The 19274-nt window shown below is 46.2% G+C and carries 22 protein-coding genes; 12 read left to right on the forward strand and 10 right to left on the reverse strand.

What is annotated here, in order from left to right; genetic code table 11:
* Nucleotides 1-89 precede the first annotated feature (89 nt).
* Nucleotides 90-644 (forward strand): gamma carbonic anhydrase family protein, encoded by a 555-nt coding sequence (locus VHA02S_RS14315; RefSeq protein ID WP_005450962.1) that lies wholly within the window; start codon nucleotides 90-92, stop codon nucleotides 642-644.
* Between the two features lie 20 nt (nucleotides 645-664).
* Here the strand turns inward: VHA02S_RS14315 and VHA02S_RS14320 are convergent, their stop codons facing one another.
* The 4 genes from VHA02S_RS14320 to tsaC all read right to left on the reverse strand — a co-directional run bounded on the left by VHA02S_RS14320 (nucleotide 665) and on the right by tsaC (nucleotide 3377).
* Nucleotides 665-928 carry a DUF1488 family protein gene (locus tag VHA02S_RS14320; RefSeq protein WP_038897981.1) on the reverse strand — a complete coding sequence of 88 codons (264 nt, stop codon included), beginning with the start codon at nucleotides 926-928 and terminating at the stop codon, nucleotides 665-667.
* A 3-nt stretch (nucleotides 929-931) separates the two neighbouring features.
* A complete protein-coding gene (gene aroE / locus VHA02S_RS14325) occupies nucleotides 932-1765 on the reverse strand; it encodes a shikimate dehydrogenase (RefSeq protein WP_017190966.1) in 834 nt (277 codons plus the stop codon).
* A gap of 102 nt (nucleotides 1766-1867) precedes the next feature.
* Nucleotides 1868-2785 (reverse strand): oxygen-dependent coproporphyrinogen oxidase, encoded by a 918-nt coding sequence (gene hemF, locus VHA02S_RS14330; RefSeq protein WP_017817571.1) that lies wholly within the window; start codon nucleotides 2783-2785, stop codon nucleotides 1868-1870.
* 34 nt (nucleotides 2786-2819) lie between these two features.
* On the reverse strand, nucleotides 2820-3377 hold the full coding sequence (gene tsaC / locus VHA02S_RS14335; protein ID WP_005450969.1) for an L-threonylcarbamoyladenylate synthase type 1 TsaC: 558 nt from the start codon (nucleotides 3375-3377) through the stop codon (nucleotides 2820-2822).
* Nucleotides 3378-3576: 199 nt separating this feature from the next.
* Here tsaC and purE point away from each other — a divergent pair, with 199 nt between their 5' ends.
* Complete coding sequence (gene purE / locus VHA02S_RS14340) at nucleotides 3577-4062, forward strand: 5-(carboxyamino)imidazole ribonucleotide mutase (RefSeq protein ID WP_005440742.1); 486 nt, start codon at nucleotides 3577-3579, stop codon at nucleotides 4060-4062.
* 4 nt (nucleotides 4063-4066) lie between these two features.
* Nucleotides 4067-5200: a 5-(carboxyamino)imidazole ribonucleotide synthase gene (locus tag VHA02S_RS14345; RefSeq protein ID WP_005450972.1), complete on the forward strand. Its 1134-nt coding sequence runs from the start codon at nucleotides 4067-4069 to the stop codon at nucleotides 5198-5200.
* 63 nt (nucleotides 5201-5263) lie between these two features.
* Here the strand turns inward: VHA02S_RS14345 and VHA02S_RS14350 are convergent, their stop codons facing one another.
* The 4 genes from VHA02S_RS14350 to VHA02S_RS14365 are packed head-to-tail and all read right to left on the reverse strand — an operon-like array spanning nucleotide 5264 to nucleotide 8526.
* The gene (locus VHA02S_RS14350; RefSeq protein ID WP_005450974.1) at nucleotides 5264-5833 is read right to left on the reverse strand and encodes a DNA topoisomerase family protein; all 570 of its coding nucleotides are present in this window, start codon (nucleotides 5831-5833) and stop codon (nucleotides 5264-5266) included.
* Nucleotides 5834-5856: 23 nt separating this feature from the next.
* On the reverse strand, nucleotides 5857-6336 hold the full coding sequence (locus VHA02S_RS14355; protein WP_005429833.1) for a DUF494 family protein: 480 nt from the start codon (nucleotides 6334-6336) through the stop codon (nucleotides 5857-5859).
* A gap of 2 nt (nucleotides 6337-6338) precedes the next feature.
* Nucleotides 6339-7448 carry a DNA-processing protein DprA gene (gene dprA / locus VHA02S_RS14360; RefSeq protein WP_038897980.1) on the reverse strand — a complete coding sequence of 370 codons (1110 nt, stop codon included), beginning with the start codon at nucleotides 7446-7448 and terminating at the stop codon, nucleotides 6339-6341.
* The gene (locus VHA02S_RS14365; RefSeq protein ID WP_038897979.1) at nucleotides 7432-8526 is read right to left on the reverse strand and encodes a LysM peptidoglycan-binding domain-containing protein; all 1095 of its coding nucleotides are present in this window, start codon (nucleotides 8524-8526) and stop codon (nucleotides 7432-7434) included. Before VHA02S_RS14365 ends, dprA begins: the two co-directional genes overlap by 17 nt.
* Before the next feature lie 138 nt (nucleotides 8527-8664).
* Between VHA02S_RS14365 and def the strand changes: the two genes are divergently transcribed.
* From def to VHA02S_RS14395, 6 genes are all read left to right on the forward strand, one after another.
* Complete coding sequence (def, locus tag VHA02S_RS14370) at nucleotides 8665-9183, forward strand: peptide deformylase (RefSeq protein WP_005450979.1); 519 nt, start codon at nucleotides 8665-8667, stop codon at nucleotides 9181-9183.
* 33 nt (nucleotides 9184-9216) lie between these two features.
* Entirely contained in the window at nucleotides 9217-10164 is a 948-nt protein-coding gene (gene fmt, locus VHA02S_RS14375) for a methionyl-tRNA formyltransferase (RefSeq protein WP_038897978.1), read from the forward strand.
* A gap of 81 nt (nucleotides 10165-10245) precedes the next feature.
* Nucleotides 10246-11529, forward strand: a complete 1284-nt coding sequence (rsmB, locus tag VHA02S_RS14380; RefSeq protein ID WP_005450981.1) for a 16S rRNA (cytosine(967)-C(5))-methyltransferase RsmB — start codon at nucleotides 10246-10248, stop codon at nucleotides 11527-11529.
* 64 nt (nucleotides 11530-11593) lie between these two features.
* On the forward strand, nucleotides 11594-12970 hold the full coding sequence (trkA, locus tag VHA02S_RS14385) for a Trk system potassium transporter TrkA (RefSeq protein ID WP_005429806.1): 1377 nt from the start codon (nucleotides 11594-11596) through the stop codon (nucleotides 12968-12970).
* A gap of 9 nt (nucleotides 12971-12979) precedes the next feature.
* Entirely contained in the window at nucleotides 12980-14425 is a 1446-nt protein-coding gene (locus VHA02S_RS14390; RefSeq protein ID WP_005450983.1) for a TrkH family potassium uptake protein, read from the forward strand.
* Between the two features lie 25 nt (nucleotides 14426-14450).
* Nucleotides 14451-15080, forward strand: coding sequence for a DUF3157 family protein (locus VHA02S_RS14395; RefSeq protein ID WP_005450985.1), 630 nt, complete (start codon nucleotides 14451-14453; stop codon nucleotides 15078-15080).
* Between the two features lie 38 nt (nucleotides 15081-15118).
* On the opposite strand, the gene trhA is transcribed toward VHA02S_RS14395, so the two are convergent.
* Together trhA and VHA02S_RS14405 are read right to left on the reverse strand one after the other, a co-directional pair.
* Nucleotides 15119-15772 (reverse strand): PAQR family membrane homeostasis protein TrhA, encoded by a 654-nt coding sequence (gene trhA, locus VHA02S_RS14400; RefSeq protein ID WP_005450987.1) that lies wholly within the window; start codon nucleotides 15770-15772, stop codon nucleotides 15119-15121.
* A 78-nt stretch (nucleotides 15773-15850) separates the two neighbouring features.
* Nucleotides 15851-16651 carry a sporulation protein gene (locus tag VHA02S_RS14405; RefSeq protein WP_038897976.1) on the reverse strand — a complete coding sequence of 267 codons (801 nt, stop codon included), beginning with the start codon at nucleotides 16649-16651 and terminating at the stop codon, nucleotides 15851-15853.
* 296 nt (nucleotides 16652-16947) lie between these two features.
* Between VHA02S_RS14405 and VHA02S_RS26185 the strand changes: the two genes are divergently transcribed.
* From VHA02S_RS26185 to ccoG, 3 genes are all read left to right on the forward strand, one after another.
* On the forward strand, nucleotides 16948-17115 hold the full coding sequence (locus VHA02S_RS26185; protein ID WP_005450993.1) for a hypothetical protein: 168 nt from the start codon (nucleotides 16948-16950) through the stop codon (nucleotides 17113-17115).
* A 122-nt stretch (nucleotides 17116-17237) separates the two neighbouring features.
* Nucleotides 17238-17504 carry a YihD family protein gene (locus VHA02S_RS14410; protein ID WP_005450994.1) on the forward strand — a complete coding sequence of 89 codons (267 nt, stop codon included), beginning with the start codon at nucleotides 17238-17240 and terminating at the stop codon, nucleotides 17502-17504.
* A gap of 312 nt (nucleotides 17505-17816) precedes the next feature.
* Nucleotides 17817-19238 carry a cytochrome c oxidase accessory protein CcoG gene (ccoG, locus tag VHA02S_RS14415; RefSeq protein WP_005450996.1) on the forward strand — a complete coding sequence of 474 codons (1422 nt, stop codon included), beginning with the start codon at nucleotides 17817-17819 and terminating at the stop codon, nucleotides 19236-19238.
* The last annotated feature ends 36 nt before the right edge of the window (nucleotides 19239-19274 follow it).

A 19274-nucleotide genomic window follows, 5' to 3' on the forward strand; every position in this document is an offset into this window, starting at 1 on the left:
TTGTTTGAGTGTTTTTTATTCTAAAAGGCGAGTTTTTGCTACTCTTCCCTCCAGATATCCCGATTATTAACGCTTTATAAGGAGTAAAGATGGGTTCTATTAGAAGTTATAAAGGTATTCGACCTCAACTAGGCAAGCGCGTATATGTCGACTCAACTTCTGTTCTTGTCGGTGATATCCAAATTGGTGACGACTCGAGTGTTTGGCCATTAGTTGCAGCTCGTGGTGATGTGAACCATATCCACATTGGTGCTCGAACCAATATTCAAGATGGTAGCGTACTGCATGTAACCCATAAAAATACTGAGAATCCCAACGGCTATCCGCTAATCATTGGTAATGATGTCACTATTGGTCATAAAGTCATGTTGCACGGCTGCGAAATCCACGATCGTGTATTGGTTGGTATGGGAGCGATCGTTTTAGATAACGTTGTTGTCGAATCAGACGTAATGATAGGCGCTGGAAGTTTAGTCCCACCGGGGAAAAGGTTGGAAAGCGGCTATTTATATGTTGGTAGTCCAGTAAAACAAGCTCGCCCCTTATCAGAGAATGAACGAGCTTTCTTACAAAAGTCTGCCAATAACTATGTACAGAATAAAAATGACTACATAAACGAAGTAGAAGACGTCAACGACGAATGATGTAGTTGGTTAGCAATAAGCTAATCGATGATGATATTGCCTTCTTCATTGAAGGCTTCATCTTCAATTAGCTCTTCCGCGATTTCTTCTATGTCGAATCGATAGTCAATAAATACTTTAATTGCCGCTTGTTCAGTTTCAACCAGGGAGCCACCAAGCTTTTCTAGCTTCTGCTTTGTTACATAGCATTCAATCAGAGCTCCTGATTGCTGCGCGGTAAAGTTTACCGCTTGTAATGTTTTATCCCATGATTGCATATCTGGGAATAAGATGGACTGATTCATCGTTTACTGACCTTCAAGGTTCTTTCTTAATTCTCTAAGGATTTGTTTTGCGCCAGGGCGTAAACCACGCCACAGCATAAAGCTTTCCGCAGCTTGTCCCACTAGCATTCCAAGACCATCATAAGCATGAGCGGCACCACTTTCTTTTGCCCATAAGTTAAAACTGGTCGTCCCTTGCCCGTAAATCATGTCGTAGCTCGTACTGTTAGCTGCAAAGATAGAAGAGGAGATAGCCGGCAGCTCACCGCTTAGGGAAGCAGACGTGGAGTTAATAATCACGTCGAACTCATCACTAATATCATCCATCTCTTTGGCAATGATAGAGCCATGTGCAATAAACAACTCCGCAAGCTCCTGCGCTTTGCTGAAGGTTCGATTAGTAATGGTTAAAGAACTAGGCTTTTGATCAAGAAGCGGCTTGATCACTCCACGAGCGGCACCGCCAGCGCCAATGATCAGGATCCGCGCACCTTCTAACACAACTTGATGTTGAAGTAGGTCTTGAACCAAACCTGCTCCATCGGTGTTATCGCCAATGATCTCACCATCATCTAACTTCTTGAGCGTATTGACTGCCCCGGCTAGCTGAGCACGTTCGGTCAGTCTACTAGCAAATTGATAAGCATCTTCTTTAAATGGCATGGTGATGTTGCACCCCTTGCCTCCTTCAGCAAAGAACAGCTTCGCTGCGTCAATAAAACCATCTACAGGAGCACTTTCTGCGGTATACACCAAAGATTGATTGGTTTGACGAGCAAACAAGGTGTGAATGAATGGCGACTTGCTGTGTCCAATAGGATTACCAAACACGGCATAGCGATCAATTTGCTGAGTCATTTCCTTACCTTTATTCCTTACCTACTATAGAGAAAAAACAGGGTCATCTGATTACAGATGACCCTATCACTATCTATCTATATAGAAAAGGAGATTCAACGCTCACCACTCTCGTGGCGTTAAGTATCGCTCGTAAAGTTCAGCCTCTGGAGAACCAGGTTGTGGCTCATAGCTGTATTCCCAACGCGCAAGTGGTGGCATCGACATAAGAATTGACTCTGTACGACCGCCACTTTGCAGACCAAATAGAGTTCCACGATCATACACTAGGTTGAATTCAACGTAGCGACCACGACGGTAAAGTTGGAATTCACGCTCACGCTCACTGAATTCAATTTCTTTACGACGAGACACAATCGGTAGGTAAGCTTGGCAGTATCCTTCACCAACCGCCTTGATGTAATCAAAACACTTGTCGAATTCCCACTGGTTTAGGTCATCAAAGAACAAACCACCAACACCACGAGTTTCATTTCGATGCGGTAGGAAGAAATACTTATCACACCAAGCTTTATGCTCTGCATAGACATCATCACCGAAAGGTGCACAAAGTTGTTTTGCGGTTTCATGCCATGATTGGCAATCTTCTTCGAATGGATAGAAAGGTGTTAGATCAAAACCACCACCAAACCACCAGATAGGCTCTTCACCCTCTTTCTCTGCGATAAAGAAGCGTACGTTAGCGTGAGAAGTCGGTACATATGGGTTGTGAGGATGGATAACCAAAGAAACACCCATCGCTTCAAAGCGGCGACCAGCTAACTCTGGACGATGCGCCGTGGCTGATGCTGGCATCTCATTACCTTCGACATGAGAGAAATTCACTCCCCCTTGCTCAAAAACGTCACCATCACGCAAAACACGGGTACGACCACCACCACCAAGGCGCTCCCCTTTTTCACGTTGCCATGCGTCTTCAACAAAGACGGCCTTTCCATCTTCTTGTTCTAACTGCTGACAAATGGAATCCTGAAGTGACATCAGGAACTGTTTTACGGCGTGCTTATCGATTGCTGACATACGTGTAGTACCTATTGATTGCTGACTAGCAGGGTTAGCCCTGTCTTAATATTTGCGAGGTTTTAGCATCACGAATTTCACTAGGCTTGTCACGACCGCTGGTTTCACCACATAAGATCGCCACAAGCCGGTCACCCAATTGTTGCTCTACTTCTTCAGTCGTCATACAAGGAGGCTGACCAGTGAGGTTCGCGCTGGTAGAGGTTAGCGGCTTTCCGAAAGCATTACACATCTTTTGTACCAAAGGATGATCCGTCACACGCACTGCAATCGAATCAAATTGCCCCGATACCCAATGAGAAACTTTGTCACTCGCAGGCATAATCCAAGTGTATGGACCAGGCCACGTTGCGTGTACTTTATCTAACTGCTCTTGAGTCAACTGAGATTCATCAACATAAGGCAAAAGCTGTTCATAGTTTGCCGCAATTAAGATTAATCCTTTCTCAACAGGGCGTTGTTTTAGCTCTAGCAATTTTTGAATCGCTTCTGGGTTATCTGGGTCACAGCCAACACCAAACACCCCCTCTGTTGGGTAGGCAATCACTTCGCCTTTTTGTAGTGCTTCTAGCACCTGTTCAAAGTTCTCCACCGATACTTCCTGATAATCTTGTCTGTTGTGTTTGTACTAAGTGTACAAATATTCATTCTCAGAGACTAAAGCAATTTGTTTATAAAATGTATCAATCGTATTCACAAACGCACGCAAACGTTTGCTTGAGGTGAAAATCCCCGTATAATGCGCACAAATTTATCAGCTCACCTAATTTTGCAGCTTGAAGGAGTTTGAGATGAAAGTCGGTATCATCATGGGTTCTAAATCAGATTGGCCAACCATGAAACTAGCAGCGGACATGCTGGATCAATTTGGCGTGTCTTACGAAACAAAGGTGGTGTCAGCTCACCGTACTCCTCAATTGTTGGCTGATTACGCAAGCAGTGCTAAAGAACGTGGCATTAAAGTCATCATCGCAGGTGCGGGCGGTGCTGCCCACCTACCAGGCATGGCGGCGGCGTTTACCAGCGTACCTGTACTTGGTGTTCCCGTTCAGTCTCGCGCACTGAAAGGCATGGACTCACTACTTTCTATCGTACAGATGCCAAAAGGTATTGCGGTTGGTACATTAGCTATTGGCGAAGCAGGCGCAGCAAACGCTGGTATCCTAGCCGCTCAAATCCTTGGTACACATGATGAAGCGATCATGGCAAAAGTCGAAGCGTTCCGTAACGAACAAACGGAAACCGTATTGGCGAACCCAAACCCTGCTGAGGATTAATCAGATGCATGTACTGGTTCTTGGTGCGGGTCAGTTAGCTCGTATGATGTCTCTGGCTGGTGCGCCACTGAATATTCAAATTTCAGCTTACGATGTGGGCAGTGGTAATATCGTTCATCCACTGACTCAACATGTACTAGGCAACGGCTTAGAAAATGCGATCGAACAAGTTGATGTAATCACTGCTGAGTTCGAGCATATCCCGCATGACGTGCTTGATATTTGCGAAGCGAGCGGTAAGTTCTTACCAAGTACACAAGCTATCAAAGCAGGCGGTGATCGCCGCATTGAAAAGGCATTACTTGATGATGCTGGCGTACGTAATGCGAAATACTATGTGATCAAAACTCGTGAAGATTTTGACCGCGCAATTGAACACGTCGGCATGCCAATGGTTCTGAAAAGTGCATTGGGCGGTTACGATGGAAAAGGTCAGTGGCGTTTAAAAGAACCTTCTCAGATCGACATAATTTGGACAGAAATGGTGGAATGCATTGCTTCAACACCAACTCAAGCCATTGTTGCTGAGGAGTTTGTTCCTTTTAACCGTGAAGTTTCACTGATTGGTGCTCGCAGTAACGATGGCAGTATTGAAGTTTACCCTCTCGCAGAAAACATCCACACAAATGGTGTATTAAGCCTCTCAACAGCAATTGATGCTCCAGAGTTGCAAGAACAAGCAAAAGAGATGTTCACGGCCGTCGCCAATAGTTTGAATTACGTTGGCGTGCTAGCCCTGGAGTTCTTCGACGTTGACGGCAAGTTGCTGGTTAACGAAATCGCACCACGCGTACACAACTCAGGTCACTGGACTCAGCAGGGTGCAGAAACTTGTCAGTTTGAGAACCACCTACGCGCTGTGTGTGGTATGCCTTTAGGTAGTACTAAGCTCGTTCGCGAGACCTCGATGATCAATATTCTCGGTGAAGATACCTTGCCAGATGCGCTACTCGCGATGAATGGTTGCCATATTCATTGGTATGGCAAAGAGAAACGAGAAGGTCGTAAGATGGGTCACATCAACGTATGCGGTGATTACACTGGTGAGTTGAATCGTAGGTTGTGTGCATTAACAAACGTGCTTGATGAAGAAACCTTCCCAGCAGTTCATGAATTTGCCAAACAGTGGCAAGCATAGAAAAGTTGATAAATAGACAACAAAGGGTCGCATGATGCGACCCTTTTTAATTTTGCCTGAGATTTATTGTGATTGTGTATGCTGGCACTTGCGACTTGCACATTGCAACTTAACCCCGCTGGCGAGTTTCTTTTCTACCAACAAGGTAAACCCGCATTCCTCACAGCGACCTCTTACAGGTGGTAAGTTTACCGCAAACTTGCACTTCGGATAGTTATCACACGCGTAGAATGTCTTACCAAACCGGGTCTTACGTTCAACTAAATGCCCTTTACCACACTCAGGGCAAGCGTATAGCTCTTTCGATTCTTGCTCGGGTTCGGGCTGATTGATTGATTCGATATGATGACAAGTTGGGTAATGACTACAGCCAACGAACATGCCGTATCGCCCTTGTCGGAGCACCAACTCATTGCCACAGTCAGGGCAAGGCACACCTAACTCTTTTACGATGTGGCCATCATTACTGTGCAACGGCTTGATATAGTCGCAGCTTGGGTATTGGCTACAACCAAGAAAAGGACCATGTTTGCCATGTTTCAGCCTGACTTCCCCACCACATTTAGGGCACGGCTCTCTCTCAAGCGCATGCTCGTGTGCCGAGAAAAGGTTGTGATCGATTTTACTACTCATACTCACCGTTAAAGCAGAAGATATTAGTGAAGAATACCCTGTTCCTTGGTGTACAGCAGCTCTTCCATCAGCGTGTAGGCATTTTCGTTGCCAGGGACATTAAACAGAACCATAAGAATGATCCACTTAAGGTCTTCAAGCTCAAATTCATTGGTTTCTAGCCCCATTACACGATCGATAACCATCTCACGTGTTTCTGTGGTTAGAACATTAATTTGCTCTAAGAACAGCAGAAAACCACGACATTCAAGATCTAAGCGCTGCATCTCTGATGCCGTATAGATACGTGTCGATGCCGATGCTATGCAAGTTGAAATCGCTGAATGCTCATCACTTTGTTGCAATGCTGCCAGCTCTTCTAACCAGACAAGGGCTTTGTAGATGTCTTTTTGCTGGAAGCCTGCACGAAGCAATTCATCTTCCAACTCGTCTTGTTCGACCTGTAACTCTGCATCGCTATGGATGTAGGTTTCGAATAGATACATAAGTATATCCATCATCATAGCTAGCCCCTCCCCTTTCGAATATAGCCACCGGATACTGCAACAACATGCCCTGAAAGCTCAAGCTCTAAGAGCTGCATCATGACTTCTTGGACAGGTATATTGGTCCTGCTTGCAAGAATATCAACTGGTGTAGCCTCATTTCCTACGTTAGCTAACAGCTGAGGAAATGGCAATTCTTCTTCATCAATTGGCGTAGAAAATAAATCCAAGCTCTGATTAATAGACCAGTCGAGCAAAGACTGTATTTCATTCAACACCTCTTGAGTGTTTTGTACGAGACAAGCCCCATTACGAATCAACTGATTACCACCGCTGGCATTGGGAGCATTAATCGAAGCTGGTATAGCGAAAACTTCACGGTCTTGCTCAAGAGCGTAGCGAGCGGTGATTAATGAGCCACTCTTTTCTGCTGCTTCGACAACCAACACGCCAAGCGACAAACCACTAATGATTCGATTACGTCGTGGGAAGTTTTCTGCTCGAGGTTTTGCATCTGGGCGAAACTCAGAGACTAACGCACCGTTTTCCATCACTCGCCGCGCTAAACCTCGGTGACGGGCTGGATAAACTTGCTCTAACCCTGAACCCAATACCGCAATGGTTTTACCGTCCGCTTGCAAAGCACCATCATGAGCGTGTCCATCGATACCCAAAGCCAAACCACTGGTAACAATCAGATCATGTTTCACCAAATCTGCAGCGAACTGACGTGCGTGTTGAAGCCCATCAACACTAGCATTACGGCTGCCGACCATGGCAATTTGAGGTTGAGACAAACAACTCGCTTCTCCCTTTATAAATAGTAAAGGAGGTGGAGCGACCGTTTGTTTGAGAAGTGGGGGATACAGAGTATCCGCCAAAGTAACAATATGATGATGAGATGAGGCGCTAGCCCAAGTAAGACAAGCGTCGACTTCTTTATCGACCTCAGACCATGCTTGCAGTTGCTTCGTGGTAAAACCCAAAAGCTGAAGCTGCTCAGTTGAGTATCCGACAATATTGCTTGGCGTATCTTTACTCAGCAGCTTATTCATCTTCACCCCGCCAATGCCTGGCAAGCAGCTCAGCTTTAACCAGGCGGCGAGGTCAGTATCATTGCGTAGTTTCATTCGTGGTCGATTCCTCAGCCAGAGGAGAAACCACTGATACCTCTTTATTGATTGGCTTAGTGCTATTGGTAATCAGTGCAAGACTGAAATATTCATAAGGACGAATGACCAGCAGTTCACCAACCTTACTTTGCGGCAAGGTGATCTTAGAGTCGAGTAAGCCACTGTCTTTCACAAAACCATCGCCACCTTTGAAAACCGGGTGCGCATCTTCTTTAAGATCAAACACACTGCCTTGGCGAAGTTGATCGGATGTTCCTTTATCAATCACAACCACTTGATTGGTTGAGCTAAATCGAATGCCCTCAATATTACCCAGCAATACTGCAGAACTGCCTTTTGGTGATGGCTGTGGGTAAAAGGTCGTCGTGAAATCACCATTTTCTAATGTTTGGACCGGCAAAGCGATATCGTTACGAATAATCTCTTGCAGTTGAGTGGTGATCTTTAATCCTGAGTACTCACTTGATGCCTCGATAAGTTCCCCTTTTGCAATCAAACGTAAAGCGGTAATTTGCTTAGATACGTCTTCACGGGAAAATGTTTCGACTGGACGATAGATAGCCCAACCTGTCGCCGTTTGTTCACCACTAATATACAGGGTGTCCTCAGCAGTCAGATATTTACTGCCTTTGCTACTACCCATCACTTTAGCCGCGCTTTCTAGCGTTTCATCGTCCACCAAACGGTCCGACTTGAGGTAAGGCATAACCAAACCTTCAGCAACGGTTGGCACCGCTTTCTTTTCCGTGATACGAGCTTTAGGGCTGAGCTTTTTCACCGCTTTTAAGCTCAATACTGGTTGACCATTAATCCATACTAGCGACAACTTGTCTCCGGGATAAATAAGGTGCGGATTATCGATCTCTGGATTGACCTGCCACAAACGAGGCCACAACCATGGGCTATCCAGATACATTGCTGAAATATCCCAAAGCGTGTCACCTTTGACCACAACATAAGTTTTAGGTGCGTCATCTTTGACGGTAAGCGGTTGGGAGTCCGTGTTTGCTACGGCATTGAAAGAGAAAAGTAACGGCAACGTAATGCGAGAAACGTTGCGGAAAATTCGATTCATGACCCTCGTCCTTGGTCTGTTAGGCAACTACCAGAATGGAAATTGGTATAAGGATGCTGTCATTTAGGTCATAAAATGTCTAGAATTGAGCCAACAAGGTTTGTGCTGTTACGGCACAGTTCAATATTTCGAGTGAATATGTCTGTATTACAAGTATTAACATTCCCAGATGATCGCCTGCGTACCGTTGCAAAACCTGTAGAAGAGGTGACACCTGAGATTCAAAAAATCGTCGATGACATGATTGAAACCATGTACGACGAAGAGGGTATTGGTCTGGCTGCAACGCAGGTTGATATCCACAAACGTATCGTAGTAATTGATATTTCAGAAACTCGTGATGAGCCAATGGTGCTTATCAACCCTGAGATTCTGGAAAAGCGTGGCGAAGATGGCATCGAAGAAGGCTGTCTATCGGTACCAGGTGCTCGTGCACTTGTGCCGCGTGCTGCTGAAGTTACTGTTAAAGCACTAGATCGTGATGGCAAAGAGTACACTTTTGAAGCCGACGATCTGCTAGCCATCTGTGTTCAACACGAACTAGACCATTTGATGGGTAAGTTGTTCGTTGATTACCTATCGCCACTGAAGCGTAAGCGTATTCAGGACAAGCTAGCAAAAATCAAACGCTTTAACGAGAAACAGCAAAACGCTTAATCTCGATACAATTTAATTAGAAGGAAGCCTACCTTGAGTCAGTCTTTACGTATTGTCTTTGCAGGTACTCCGGATTTCGCCGCCCGTCACTTGGCGGCGTTGTTGTCTTCGGAGCACGAAGTAATTGCGGTTTATACTCAACCAGATCGCCCAGCAGGCCGTGGTAAGAAGCTTACTGCAAGCCCAGTAAAAACCATCGCGCTTGAGCATGACATTCCGGTTTATCAACCAGAAAACTTCAAGTCAGATGAGGCTAAGCAAGAACTAGCGGATCTGAATGCCGACATCATGGTTGTTGTCGCTTATGGTCTATTACTTCCGCAAGTTGTGTTAGACACGCCTAAACTAGGCTGTATCAATGTTCACGGTTCGATTCTTCCTCGTTGGCGTGGCGCTGCTCCTATCCAACGTTCAATTTGGGCAGGTGATGCTGAAACTGGTGTTACCATTATGCAGATGGACATTGGTTTGGATACGGGTGACATGCTTAAAATCGCAACGTTACCGATTGAAGCAAGCGACACTAGTGCATCAATGTACGAAAAACTCGCAGGTTTAGGTCCTGATGCGCTGATTGATTGTTTAGCAGACATCGCAGCCGGCAAAGCAGAGCCCGTGAAACAAGACGACGAGTTAGCAAACTACGCGAAGAAGCTGAGCAAAGAAGAAGCGCGCATTGATTGGAACGATGATGCTGCGCACATTGAACGTTGTGTTCGCGCATTCAACCCATGGCCAATGAGCCACTTTGAAGCGGCTGAAAACAGCATCAAAGTATGGGAAAGTCGTGTCACGGATCAAACCAGCGACAAGCCAGCAGGCACCATTTTGCAAGCGGACAAAACCGGTATTTATGTTGCGACAGGCAACGGTGTATTGGTTCTGGAACAACTGCAAGTTCCGGGCAAAAAAGCCATGTCAGTTCAAGATATTCTGAACTCACGTGCATCTTGGTTTGAAGTTGGCACTCAACTGGTTTAAAAACCAGATAACCGTGTCAAAGACCAATAATACGAACTTTTAGAGGGCAGAGATGCCCTCCTTTACTTTAAGGTACTTATCATGAATGTTCGCGCTGCGGCTGCCAACGTCTTGTATCTTGTCGTCGACAAGGGCCACTCACTTTCAAGCGCTCTTCCAGCGGCTCAACAAAACGTACGACCACGTGATCACGCTCTTTTGCAAGAAATTTGCTATGGTGCTCTACGTTACCTCCCTCGCCTAGAAATGATTGCAAACCAGTTGATGGACAAGCCGTTAAAGGGCAAACAACGCGTTTTCCATCACCTGATTTTGGTTGGCATTTACCAATTGAGCTTCATGCGTATTCCTGCACACGCTGCAGTGGGTGAAACGGTTGAAGGTACTAAAGAGCTGAAAGGCCCCCGCTTGCGCGGTCTTATCAACGCAGTATTACGTAACTACCAGCGCAACCAAGAAGAACTGGATCAAATGGCTGTCAGCAACAATGCGGGCAAGTACGGTCACCCGAGCTGGTTACTTAAACTGCTGCAAGAAGCTTACCCACAACAATGGGAAAGCATTGTTGAAGCCAACAACCAGAAAGCGCCAATGTGGTTGCGTGTAAACCACCAGCACCACACTCGTGATGAATACCTTGCGCTACTCAAAAATGAAAACATTGATAGCACGCCACACACACAAGCAATGGACGCCCTAAAATTGGCGGCACCATGCGATGTGATGAAACTGCCGGGCTTTGAAAAAGGTTGGGTATCGGTGCAAGATGCGGCAGCGCAGCTGTCGATTAACTATCTTGAACCAAAAGATGGCGAGCTGATCCTAGACTGCTGCGCAGCACCAGGCGGTAAGACAGCGCACATTCTTGAGCGTACATCTGGTAGTGAAGTGGTTGCCATTGATTGCGATGACACGCGCCTTAAACGTGTGCACGAAAACCTGAAGCGCCTCAACCTTCAAGCAAAAGTGGTTTGCGGCGATGCGCGTAATCCTCAAGAATGGTGGCAAGGCGAACAATTTGATCGCATTTTGCTGGATGCTCCGTGTTCTGCAACTGGCGTGATTCGTCGTCACCCAGACATCAAATGGCTACGTCGTGCTGATGATATTGCCGCACTTGCGGATCTACAGAGCGAAATTTTTGATGCAATGTGGACGCAACTAAAACCTGGCGGCACCATGGTTTACGCGACTTGTTCAATCACACCACAAGAAAACGTGGAACAAGTAAAAGCGTTCTTAGCACGTACTGCAGACGCGCAATTAGTGGACTCCGATCCAAAGCAACCTGGTCGTCAGATTCTACCAGGCGAAGAAGATATGGATGGTTTCTACTACGCAGTGCTAACAAAAAAACACGCGTAACAGCATGCTAAATAGGGCGATTGAAGTGAATTCAATCGCCTTTTTCAGATAACGAGTAAAGAGTATGAAGATCATTATTCTTGGTGCTGGTCAGGTTGGCGGCACACTGGCGGAAAACCTAGTTGGTGAGAACAACGACATCACCATCGTCGACAAAAATGGCGACCGACTGCGTGAGTTACAAGACAAATACGACCTACGAGTGGTCAACGGTCACGCAAGCCACCCAGATGTTCTGCACGAAGCCGGTGCGCAAGACGCCGATATGCTTGTCGCAGTAACCAACACCGATGAGACCAACATGGCAGCCTGTCAAGTTGCGTTCACTCTGTTCAATACCCCAAACCGTGTTGCACGTATTCGTTCTCCAGAGTATCTGGCAGAAAAAGAAGCCCTATTTAAGTCTGGTGCCATTCCTGTCGATCACCTTATCGCACCAGAAGAGCTGGTAACGAGCTACATCGAGCGCCTCATCCAATACCCAGGCGCACTGCAAGTGGTAAGCTTTGCCGAGCAGAAAGTCAGCCTAGTAGCCGTTAAAGCCTATTACGGTGGTCCGCTTGTGGGCAACGCTCTGTCTGCCCTGCGTGAGCACATGCCACACATCGATACTCGTGTTGCTGCGATTTTCCGTCAGGGTCGTCCTATTCGTCCACAAGGCACTACCATCATTGAAGCTGACGATGAGGTGTTCTTCGTTGCAGCAAGTAACCACATTCGCTCGGTAATGAGTGAGCTTCAGCGACTTGAGAAACCTTACCGCCGCATCATGATTGTTGGCGGTGGTAACATCGGTGCGAGTTTAGCCAAACGCCTTGAGCAAACTTACAGCGTGAAGCTGATCGAACGTAACTATCAGCGTGCAGAAAAGCTGTCCGAGCAACTAGAAAATACCATCGTCTTCTGTGGTGATGCGGCAGATCAAGAACTGCTGACTGAAGAAAACATTGACCAAGTAGACGTGTTCATCGCGCTGACTAACGAAGATGAGACCAACATCATGTCAGCGATGTTGGCAAAACGCATGGGCGCAAAGAAAGTGATGGTGCTAATCCAACGCGGCGCTTATGTCGACCTTGTACAAGGCGGCGTGATTGATGTGGCAATCTCACCACAGCAAGCGACGATTTCTGCTCTACTAACGCACGTTCGCCGTGCTGACATCGTGAACGTTTCTTCACTGCGTCGTGGCGCAGCCGAAGCAATCGAAGCCGTTGCGCACGGTGACGAAACCACATCCAAAGTGGTGGGTCGCGCGATTGGCGATATCAAACTCCCACCAGGAACCACTATTGGTGCTATCGTTCGTGGCGAAGAAGTTCTTATCGCACACGATCGTACTGTCATCGAACAAGATGACCACGTCGTGATGTTCCTGGTCGACAAAAAGTACGTACCAGACGTCGAAGCGCTGTTCCAGCCGAGTCCATTCTTCCTCTAGGATTTTCCTATGGTCAACTTACGTCCCGTACTGTTTGTTATCGGGCTGGTTTTATCCAAACTAGCCCTTTTTATGTACGTGCCGACTTTGGTCGCGTTTTTCACTGGTACGGGCGGGTTCCTCGACTTCGCCCAAGCCGTAGTGATCACTCATCTCGCCGCTTTTATCTGTTTAACGATTGGTCGAACCGCCAAATTCAAACTCAGCGTGCGTGATATGTTTCTCATCACCAGTTTGGTATGGACTATCGCCAGTGCGTTTGCCGCCCTGCCATTTGTCTTTATCAACCATATCAGCTTTACCGACGCCTACTTCGAAACCATGTCAGGTATCACGACTACTGGTTCGACCGTACTTAGTGGTTTAGACAACATGGCGCCAAGCATCTTACTGTGGCGTTCTATCTTGCAATGGCTGGGTGGTATTGGCTTTATCGTGATGGCAGTAGCTATCCTACCGATGCTTAACGTTGGTGGTATGAAGCTATTCCAAACCGAATCCTCCGATTGGTCAGACAAAAGCAGCCCAAGAGCTAAGACTGTCGCGAAGAACATCGTATTGGTGTATTTGATGCTGACAGGCTTGTGTATCGTGGGATACTTGTTAACTGGCATGAACCTGTTTGAAGCAATCAACCACGCATTCACGACTCTATCCACCGGCGGTTACTCGACATCAGATGGTTCGATGAACCATTTCTCCAACGGTGCTCATTGGGTTGCGACCACCTTTATGTTCCTCGGTGGTTTGCCATTCCTACTGTTCGTAGCGGCATTACGTAAGCGCAGTATCGATGTCTTGATGAAAGACGCCCAAGTTCGCGGCTTTGCTTACCTATTTTTGTTTTCAAGCTTAGTGGTCGCCGCTTGGTTGGTACTTCGTGATGGCTACACCATTTTGGATGCACTGCGAGTTTCAATGTTCAATATTGTTTCAGTGGTCACCACGACGGGTTTTGGCCTGGAAGATTTCACAGCTTGGGGCGCATTGCCATCGACATTGTTTGCTTTCTTGATGATGGCAGGCGCATGTTCAGGCTCCACCTCTGGCGGGATTAAAATCTTCCGTTTTCAGATCGCGATGACACTACTCAACAAGCAAATCATGAAGCTTATTCACCCTTCAGGTGTTTTTGTTCAGCGCTACAATCAACGCCCTGTAAACGATGATATTGTTCGCTCTGTGGTGGCGTTTGGTTTGATGTTTTTCATCACCATCATCTTCATTGCTGGTTGTTTAAGTGCTCTCGGCCTTGATCCAGTCACCAGTATTTCGGGGTCGATTACCGCAGTTGCAAACGTGGGACCGGGGATGGGTGACATCATTGGACCAACGGGTAACTTTGCCCCACTGCCTGACACTGCAAAATGGTTATTAAGCTTTGGTATGTTAATGGGGCGTTTGGAAATTCTGACTATTCTTGTACTGTTCTTCCCTGCGTTTTGGCGCCGTTAAACAGACTCAAATAAAAGGTATAACAATGAAAACATGGATCACTCTGGCGACCCTACTCGCCTCTTCATCCGTTTACGCAGCTGAAGTCGTGAAGCTAGCAGATGGGCGCGAAGTAAAATTGAATGACGACTTCACATGGGAGTACGTCGTGAAGAAAGCAGCGTCTGAAAACACATTAGAAAAAGTTGAGGCGGTAGAGGCGGCTGCTGTTGTTGCATCAACAACAGCCGTAGAAGCAGTCACCACGCAAACCACTAAAGCACCTGAGATTGCAACAATTCCAGTCGTAAACAAAAAAGTGGGCACAACCATAGTCGTGAATGCGAAGAAGCCGACAATGCAGCTGTCCGACTCTGGTGTGGATGTGTTAATTGGTTCAGCGCGTTATGAAGACGGTGAACTGATCCTACCGACCTCAGTAACCAATCAAAGCTCACAATCGGTGATTCAGGTTGAAGTGGAAGTACAGGTATTCGATATGTCTGGCAAACCGTTGGCGAAAGAAAGCGTCACAGTTTGGCAATCCATCAAACGTATGGCAGACACTTACCTACGTCCGCAACAAGCTGAGCAAGGTAAAGCAATCAAGCTGGCAGTACCACAGTCGCAGCAATACCAGTTCTCGGCAGAAGTATTAGAAGTGAAGACCCGCTAATACAATAAAATATGCTTAGTCGAGTCTATTTCTATCAACTAAATAGGCTCGACAAAGTAGTAAATAGCGAAGAAATGGCATACACACCCCGCCAAAACAAAGCCGTGCCAAATTGCATGATTAAATGGGATTCGTTTCGCTACGTAGAAAATCACCCCAATTGAATACACCAATCCACCCGCCGCTAATAGTGTCAAGCCACCAATATCTAAATTAATCGCCAACTGATAAATCACAATCAGCGACAACCACCCCATCACCAGATACGTCATCAAAGACAGCTTCTTGAATCGATATACAAATGCAACCTTCATGATGATACCAATCAGCGCAATGGTCCAAATCACAATCATCAGCCCAATCGCTAATGGAGTACGCAGACTCACCAATAAAAACGGCGTGTAGCTGCCTGCAATCAAAAGATAGATGGCGCAGTGATCGAACGTTTTCAGCCAACGTTTAGCTTTGGGGTACGGAATGGCGTGGTAGAGCGTGGATGCCAGAAACAGGACAATCATACTAGAGCCGTATATTGCCATGCTGGTAATGGTCAACGTATCCGCTTGGTGGTCGATCGCCTTGATTAAAAGCAACACCAAACCAACGATGCCAAAAATCATCCCAATACCATGAGTGATCGAGTTGGCTAGCTCTTCGCCCTGACTGTATTGTGCTTTCTGTGGTGAGGACATGAACGCGCCTATACTAGAGTTTCGAATATTCACTCTAGTATGGCACATTAAGCTTACACGTGTAAGCTTAAATTATGACTAGTGGGCAGCAGTGGTTTGCTCAAGGTAATTCAGTACCAGCGGACCTACATCTTCTAATTGGGTGCTAACTGGAATGCTCAGTTCTCGTTTAAGTTTGCCGCTGCCTAGTAGGCTCGCCAACATGCCACTCGCCCCACTTCGTGTACGGTCAACTTCAAACCAAAGTTTAAGAGCCTGCTCGTCGCGATGAGCAACAAACTCTAATTCACGCCATACGCCATGATATGGTCCATCGGTTGGCACCATTTCAAACTCTTGCACGAATGGCAAATCAAAGCCTTTCACTTCTTCACACTCGACTTGGCGGATACGCAAACCTTGCGATTCAAAAGCAGACAAAATGGCATCCATAAGTGGGTCAGGTCTAACGGTAAGAATGTCTTTGTCGGTAGGGTCGAGCGCCATCGCAACGTCTAGGCCAGTCTCTAGCCAAACTTTGGCATCACCAATGGTCACAGGCGTATTCCAAGGCACATCAAGTTTAACCTCAAAAGTACGGTCTTCGCCGGGATGGATAGTAAATGCGTATGGGAGGTTCCACTTAGCAAGCACATGCGTTTGCGGTACCCGACGCATGCTGTGTCCTTCGCGAGCTCCGCGATCATCAGGCGCTTCTGCAATATAACGGCAACAAAGCTTCAGATCGATGTTGTCGATTGCTTGTTCAGTCGCTCCGCCATACACGTGGATAGAAACATCAACGCTCTGACCGGGATACAGTACATCTTGGTTTAGGATCGAATCGACCTTAGCACTGCCGATCCCAAAACTCGCAAGTGTCTTCTTCAAAAATGACATATGCACCTCCTTCGTAGAGATCTCATACTACTACTGCTGATCATGGGATCAAAACAAATTTTCGTCTCGATTTCGCACAGAAAACCATAAAATCCATACAATTCAACTGCTCAACTATCGACCAATTATAGCAGGAGTGCTAACCTATACATGATATGCATGCATATCGTTATTCCTGATGCATTATTTGGATTGGCGAGAGCCAGAAGAGCCACCCTTCAAGCAGTTGAAGCTCAACTCATAATGAATCAGGCCATTACATCGGCAATGGATATGCCTGGCAGTTAGGTATCTAAATGCGCCCAACAACAGTCAGGTTCGCACATACTAATCGTAGTGCAATGCGCCGTCGCAGTGGTTTCACTACTGCGCCAAAGGCAAAACAAGTTGCGCCAGCAATGACTCTGGTTGAGAAGACAGCGGTTATGCCAAGTGTTCCAAACAAAGTTATCAAAGCAGCTTAATTAAAAAGCGCGGCAATCACCGCGCTTTTTTCTTTGCTCCCCTACCTTTCCTATTTGGTGTTCGCCAAGCAATTTGATACCTTTAGTAGCAAATAACACCTATAAATTCTGTGGAGAAAGAAATGAAGTGTCATCGTATTGAAGAGTTGCTTGAGCTTCTAGAGCCTGAGTGGCATAAAGACCAAGAAATGAACCTGCTGCAGTTCATCCTAAAGCTAGCAAATGAAGCTGGCTATGAAGGCAAACTGGAAGATCTCACCGACGACGTGTTGATCTACCACCTAAAAATGCGCAACAGCGGCAAAGATGAAATGATCCCAGGTCTTAAGAAAGACCAAGAAGATGATTTCAAGACAGCAATCCTACGCGCACGCGGTATCATCAAGTAATCCGCTCAACACCCAAGCATTGATAAGCGACTCATTTGAGTCGCTTTTTTTATAACTAAATCAAACAGTTTAAAAAGGTGGTTATAACTGTTCAGTCATTTATTAGGTTAACTGTACTGACTTTTGTTGTTAAACGTTGACTGCGTTAAAGAAACGGAATTGTTATTGATTGTATAATCGCCGTTCATCAGTATTTACTAAAATAATTATGTTCAGCCATGAATCATGGCATGGACGAAGCAGCAATGTCATCGAGCAACATCACTAGAAGTGTCGCCGTACATTATAAAAAGCCTAAAGAAGGATGTGTGCATGAGTCAGGATAAGATTGATATCAAAGATGTGACTCCAAAAACCTTTAACCCGAAAACCCACAAAGGGAAAGGGGATCGTTTCAACCCAAGTAATCGAATCTATGTTCGAGAAAGTAAAGGCACCTTTCAGAAACTCCGTCGCTACGGCGGTTGGTTTTTATTGTTGCTGTTTGCATTGGTACCATGGATTCCTTACGGCGAGCGCCAAGCCATTTTGCTGGACATCGGTAACCAGCAGTTCAACTTTTTCGGCACAACGCTGTATCCACAAGACCTTACCCTACTCGCACTGCTGTTTGTAATAGCAGCGTTTGGGCTGTTCTTTATCACCACCTTCTTGGGGCGGGTTTGGTGTGGCTACTTGTGCCCGCAAACCGTGTGGACCTTCATCTATATTTGGTTTGAAGAGAAGCTCGAAGGCAGTGCAAATAAACGCCGAAAGCAGGATTCCAATAAGCTGACTGCAAATTTAGCCATGCGCAAAACCCTCAAACACATTGCGTGGTTTGCGATAGCTCTTGCGACAGGCTTTACCTTTGTTGGCTATTTCGTACCCATGAAGCAATTAGTCGTCGACTTTTTCACCTTTAATGCCAACTTTTGGCCCGTATTTTGGGTAATGTTTTTTGCTATTTGTACTTACGGTAACGCTGGCTGGATGCGCTCTATTATGTGTATTCACATGTGCCCTTATGCGCGTTTCCAATCGGCTATGTTCGATAAAGACACCTTCATCGTGGGTTACGACACCAAACGTGGTGAAAAACGTGGTCCTCGTTCACGCAAAGCCGATCCAAAGCAACTTGGTTTAGGTGACTGTATCGATTGTGATCTGTGTGTTCAGGTATGTCCGACTGGTATCGATATCCGGGATGGCTTGCAGTATGAGTGTATCAACTGTGGCGCGTGTATTGATGCATGTGACAACACCATGGAGCGCATGGGTTACGAGAAAGGTCTGATCAACTACACCACCGAACATCGTCTCTCAGGTAAGAGTACCAAAGTCATGCGTCCAAAACTGCTTGGTTATGGTGCGGTACTGTTAGTCATGATTGGCTTGTTCTTCCTACAAGTGGCATCGGTTGATCCAGCAGGCATGAGCGTGCTGCGTGACCGTAACCAATTGTTCCGCGTTAACAGCTCAGGCGAAGTAGAAAACACCTATACCTTAAAAGTGATCAACAAGACCCAACAAGTTCAAGAGTACGACTTGAACGTCGAAGGTTTGAGTGATGTCAGCTGGTATGGCAAACAAACCATTCAAGTTGAACCAGGAGAAGTATTAAACTTACCAATGAGCCTTGGCGCAGATCCTGACAAGCTAAACTCTGCGATCACAACAATTCAGTTTATACTCACCGATAAGAGCAACGAATTCACCATTGAAGTGGAAAGCCGATTTATCAAGAAGCTATAACTTCGATGACCAATGGAAAAAGGCTCAGCAATGAGC

This window comes from Vibrio harveyi NBRC 15634 = ATCC 14126 = KCTC 12724 (assembly GCF_001591145.1).
GTDB classification, from domain to species: Bacteria; Pseudomonadota; Gammaproteobacteria; order Enterobacterales; family Vibrionaceae; genus Vibrio; species Vibrio harveyi.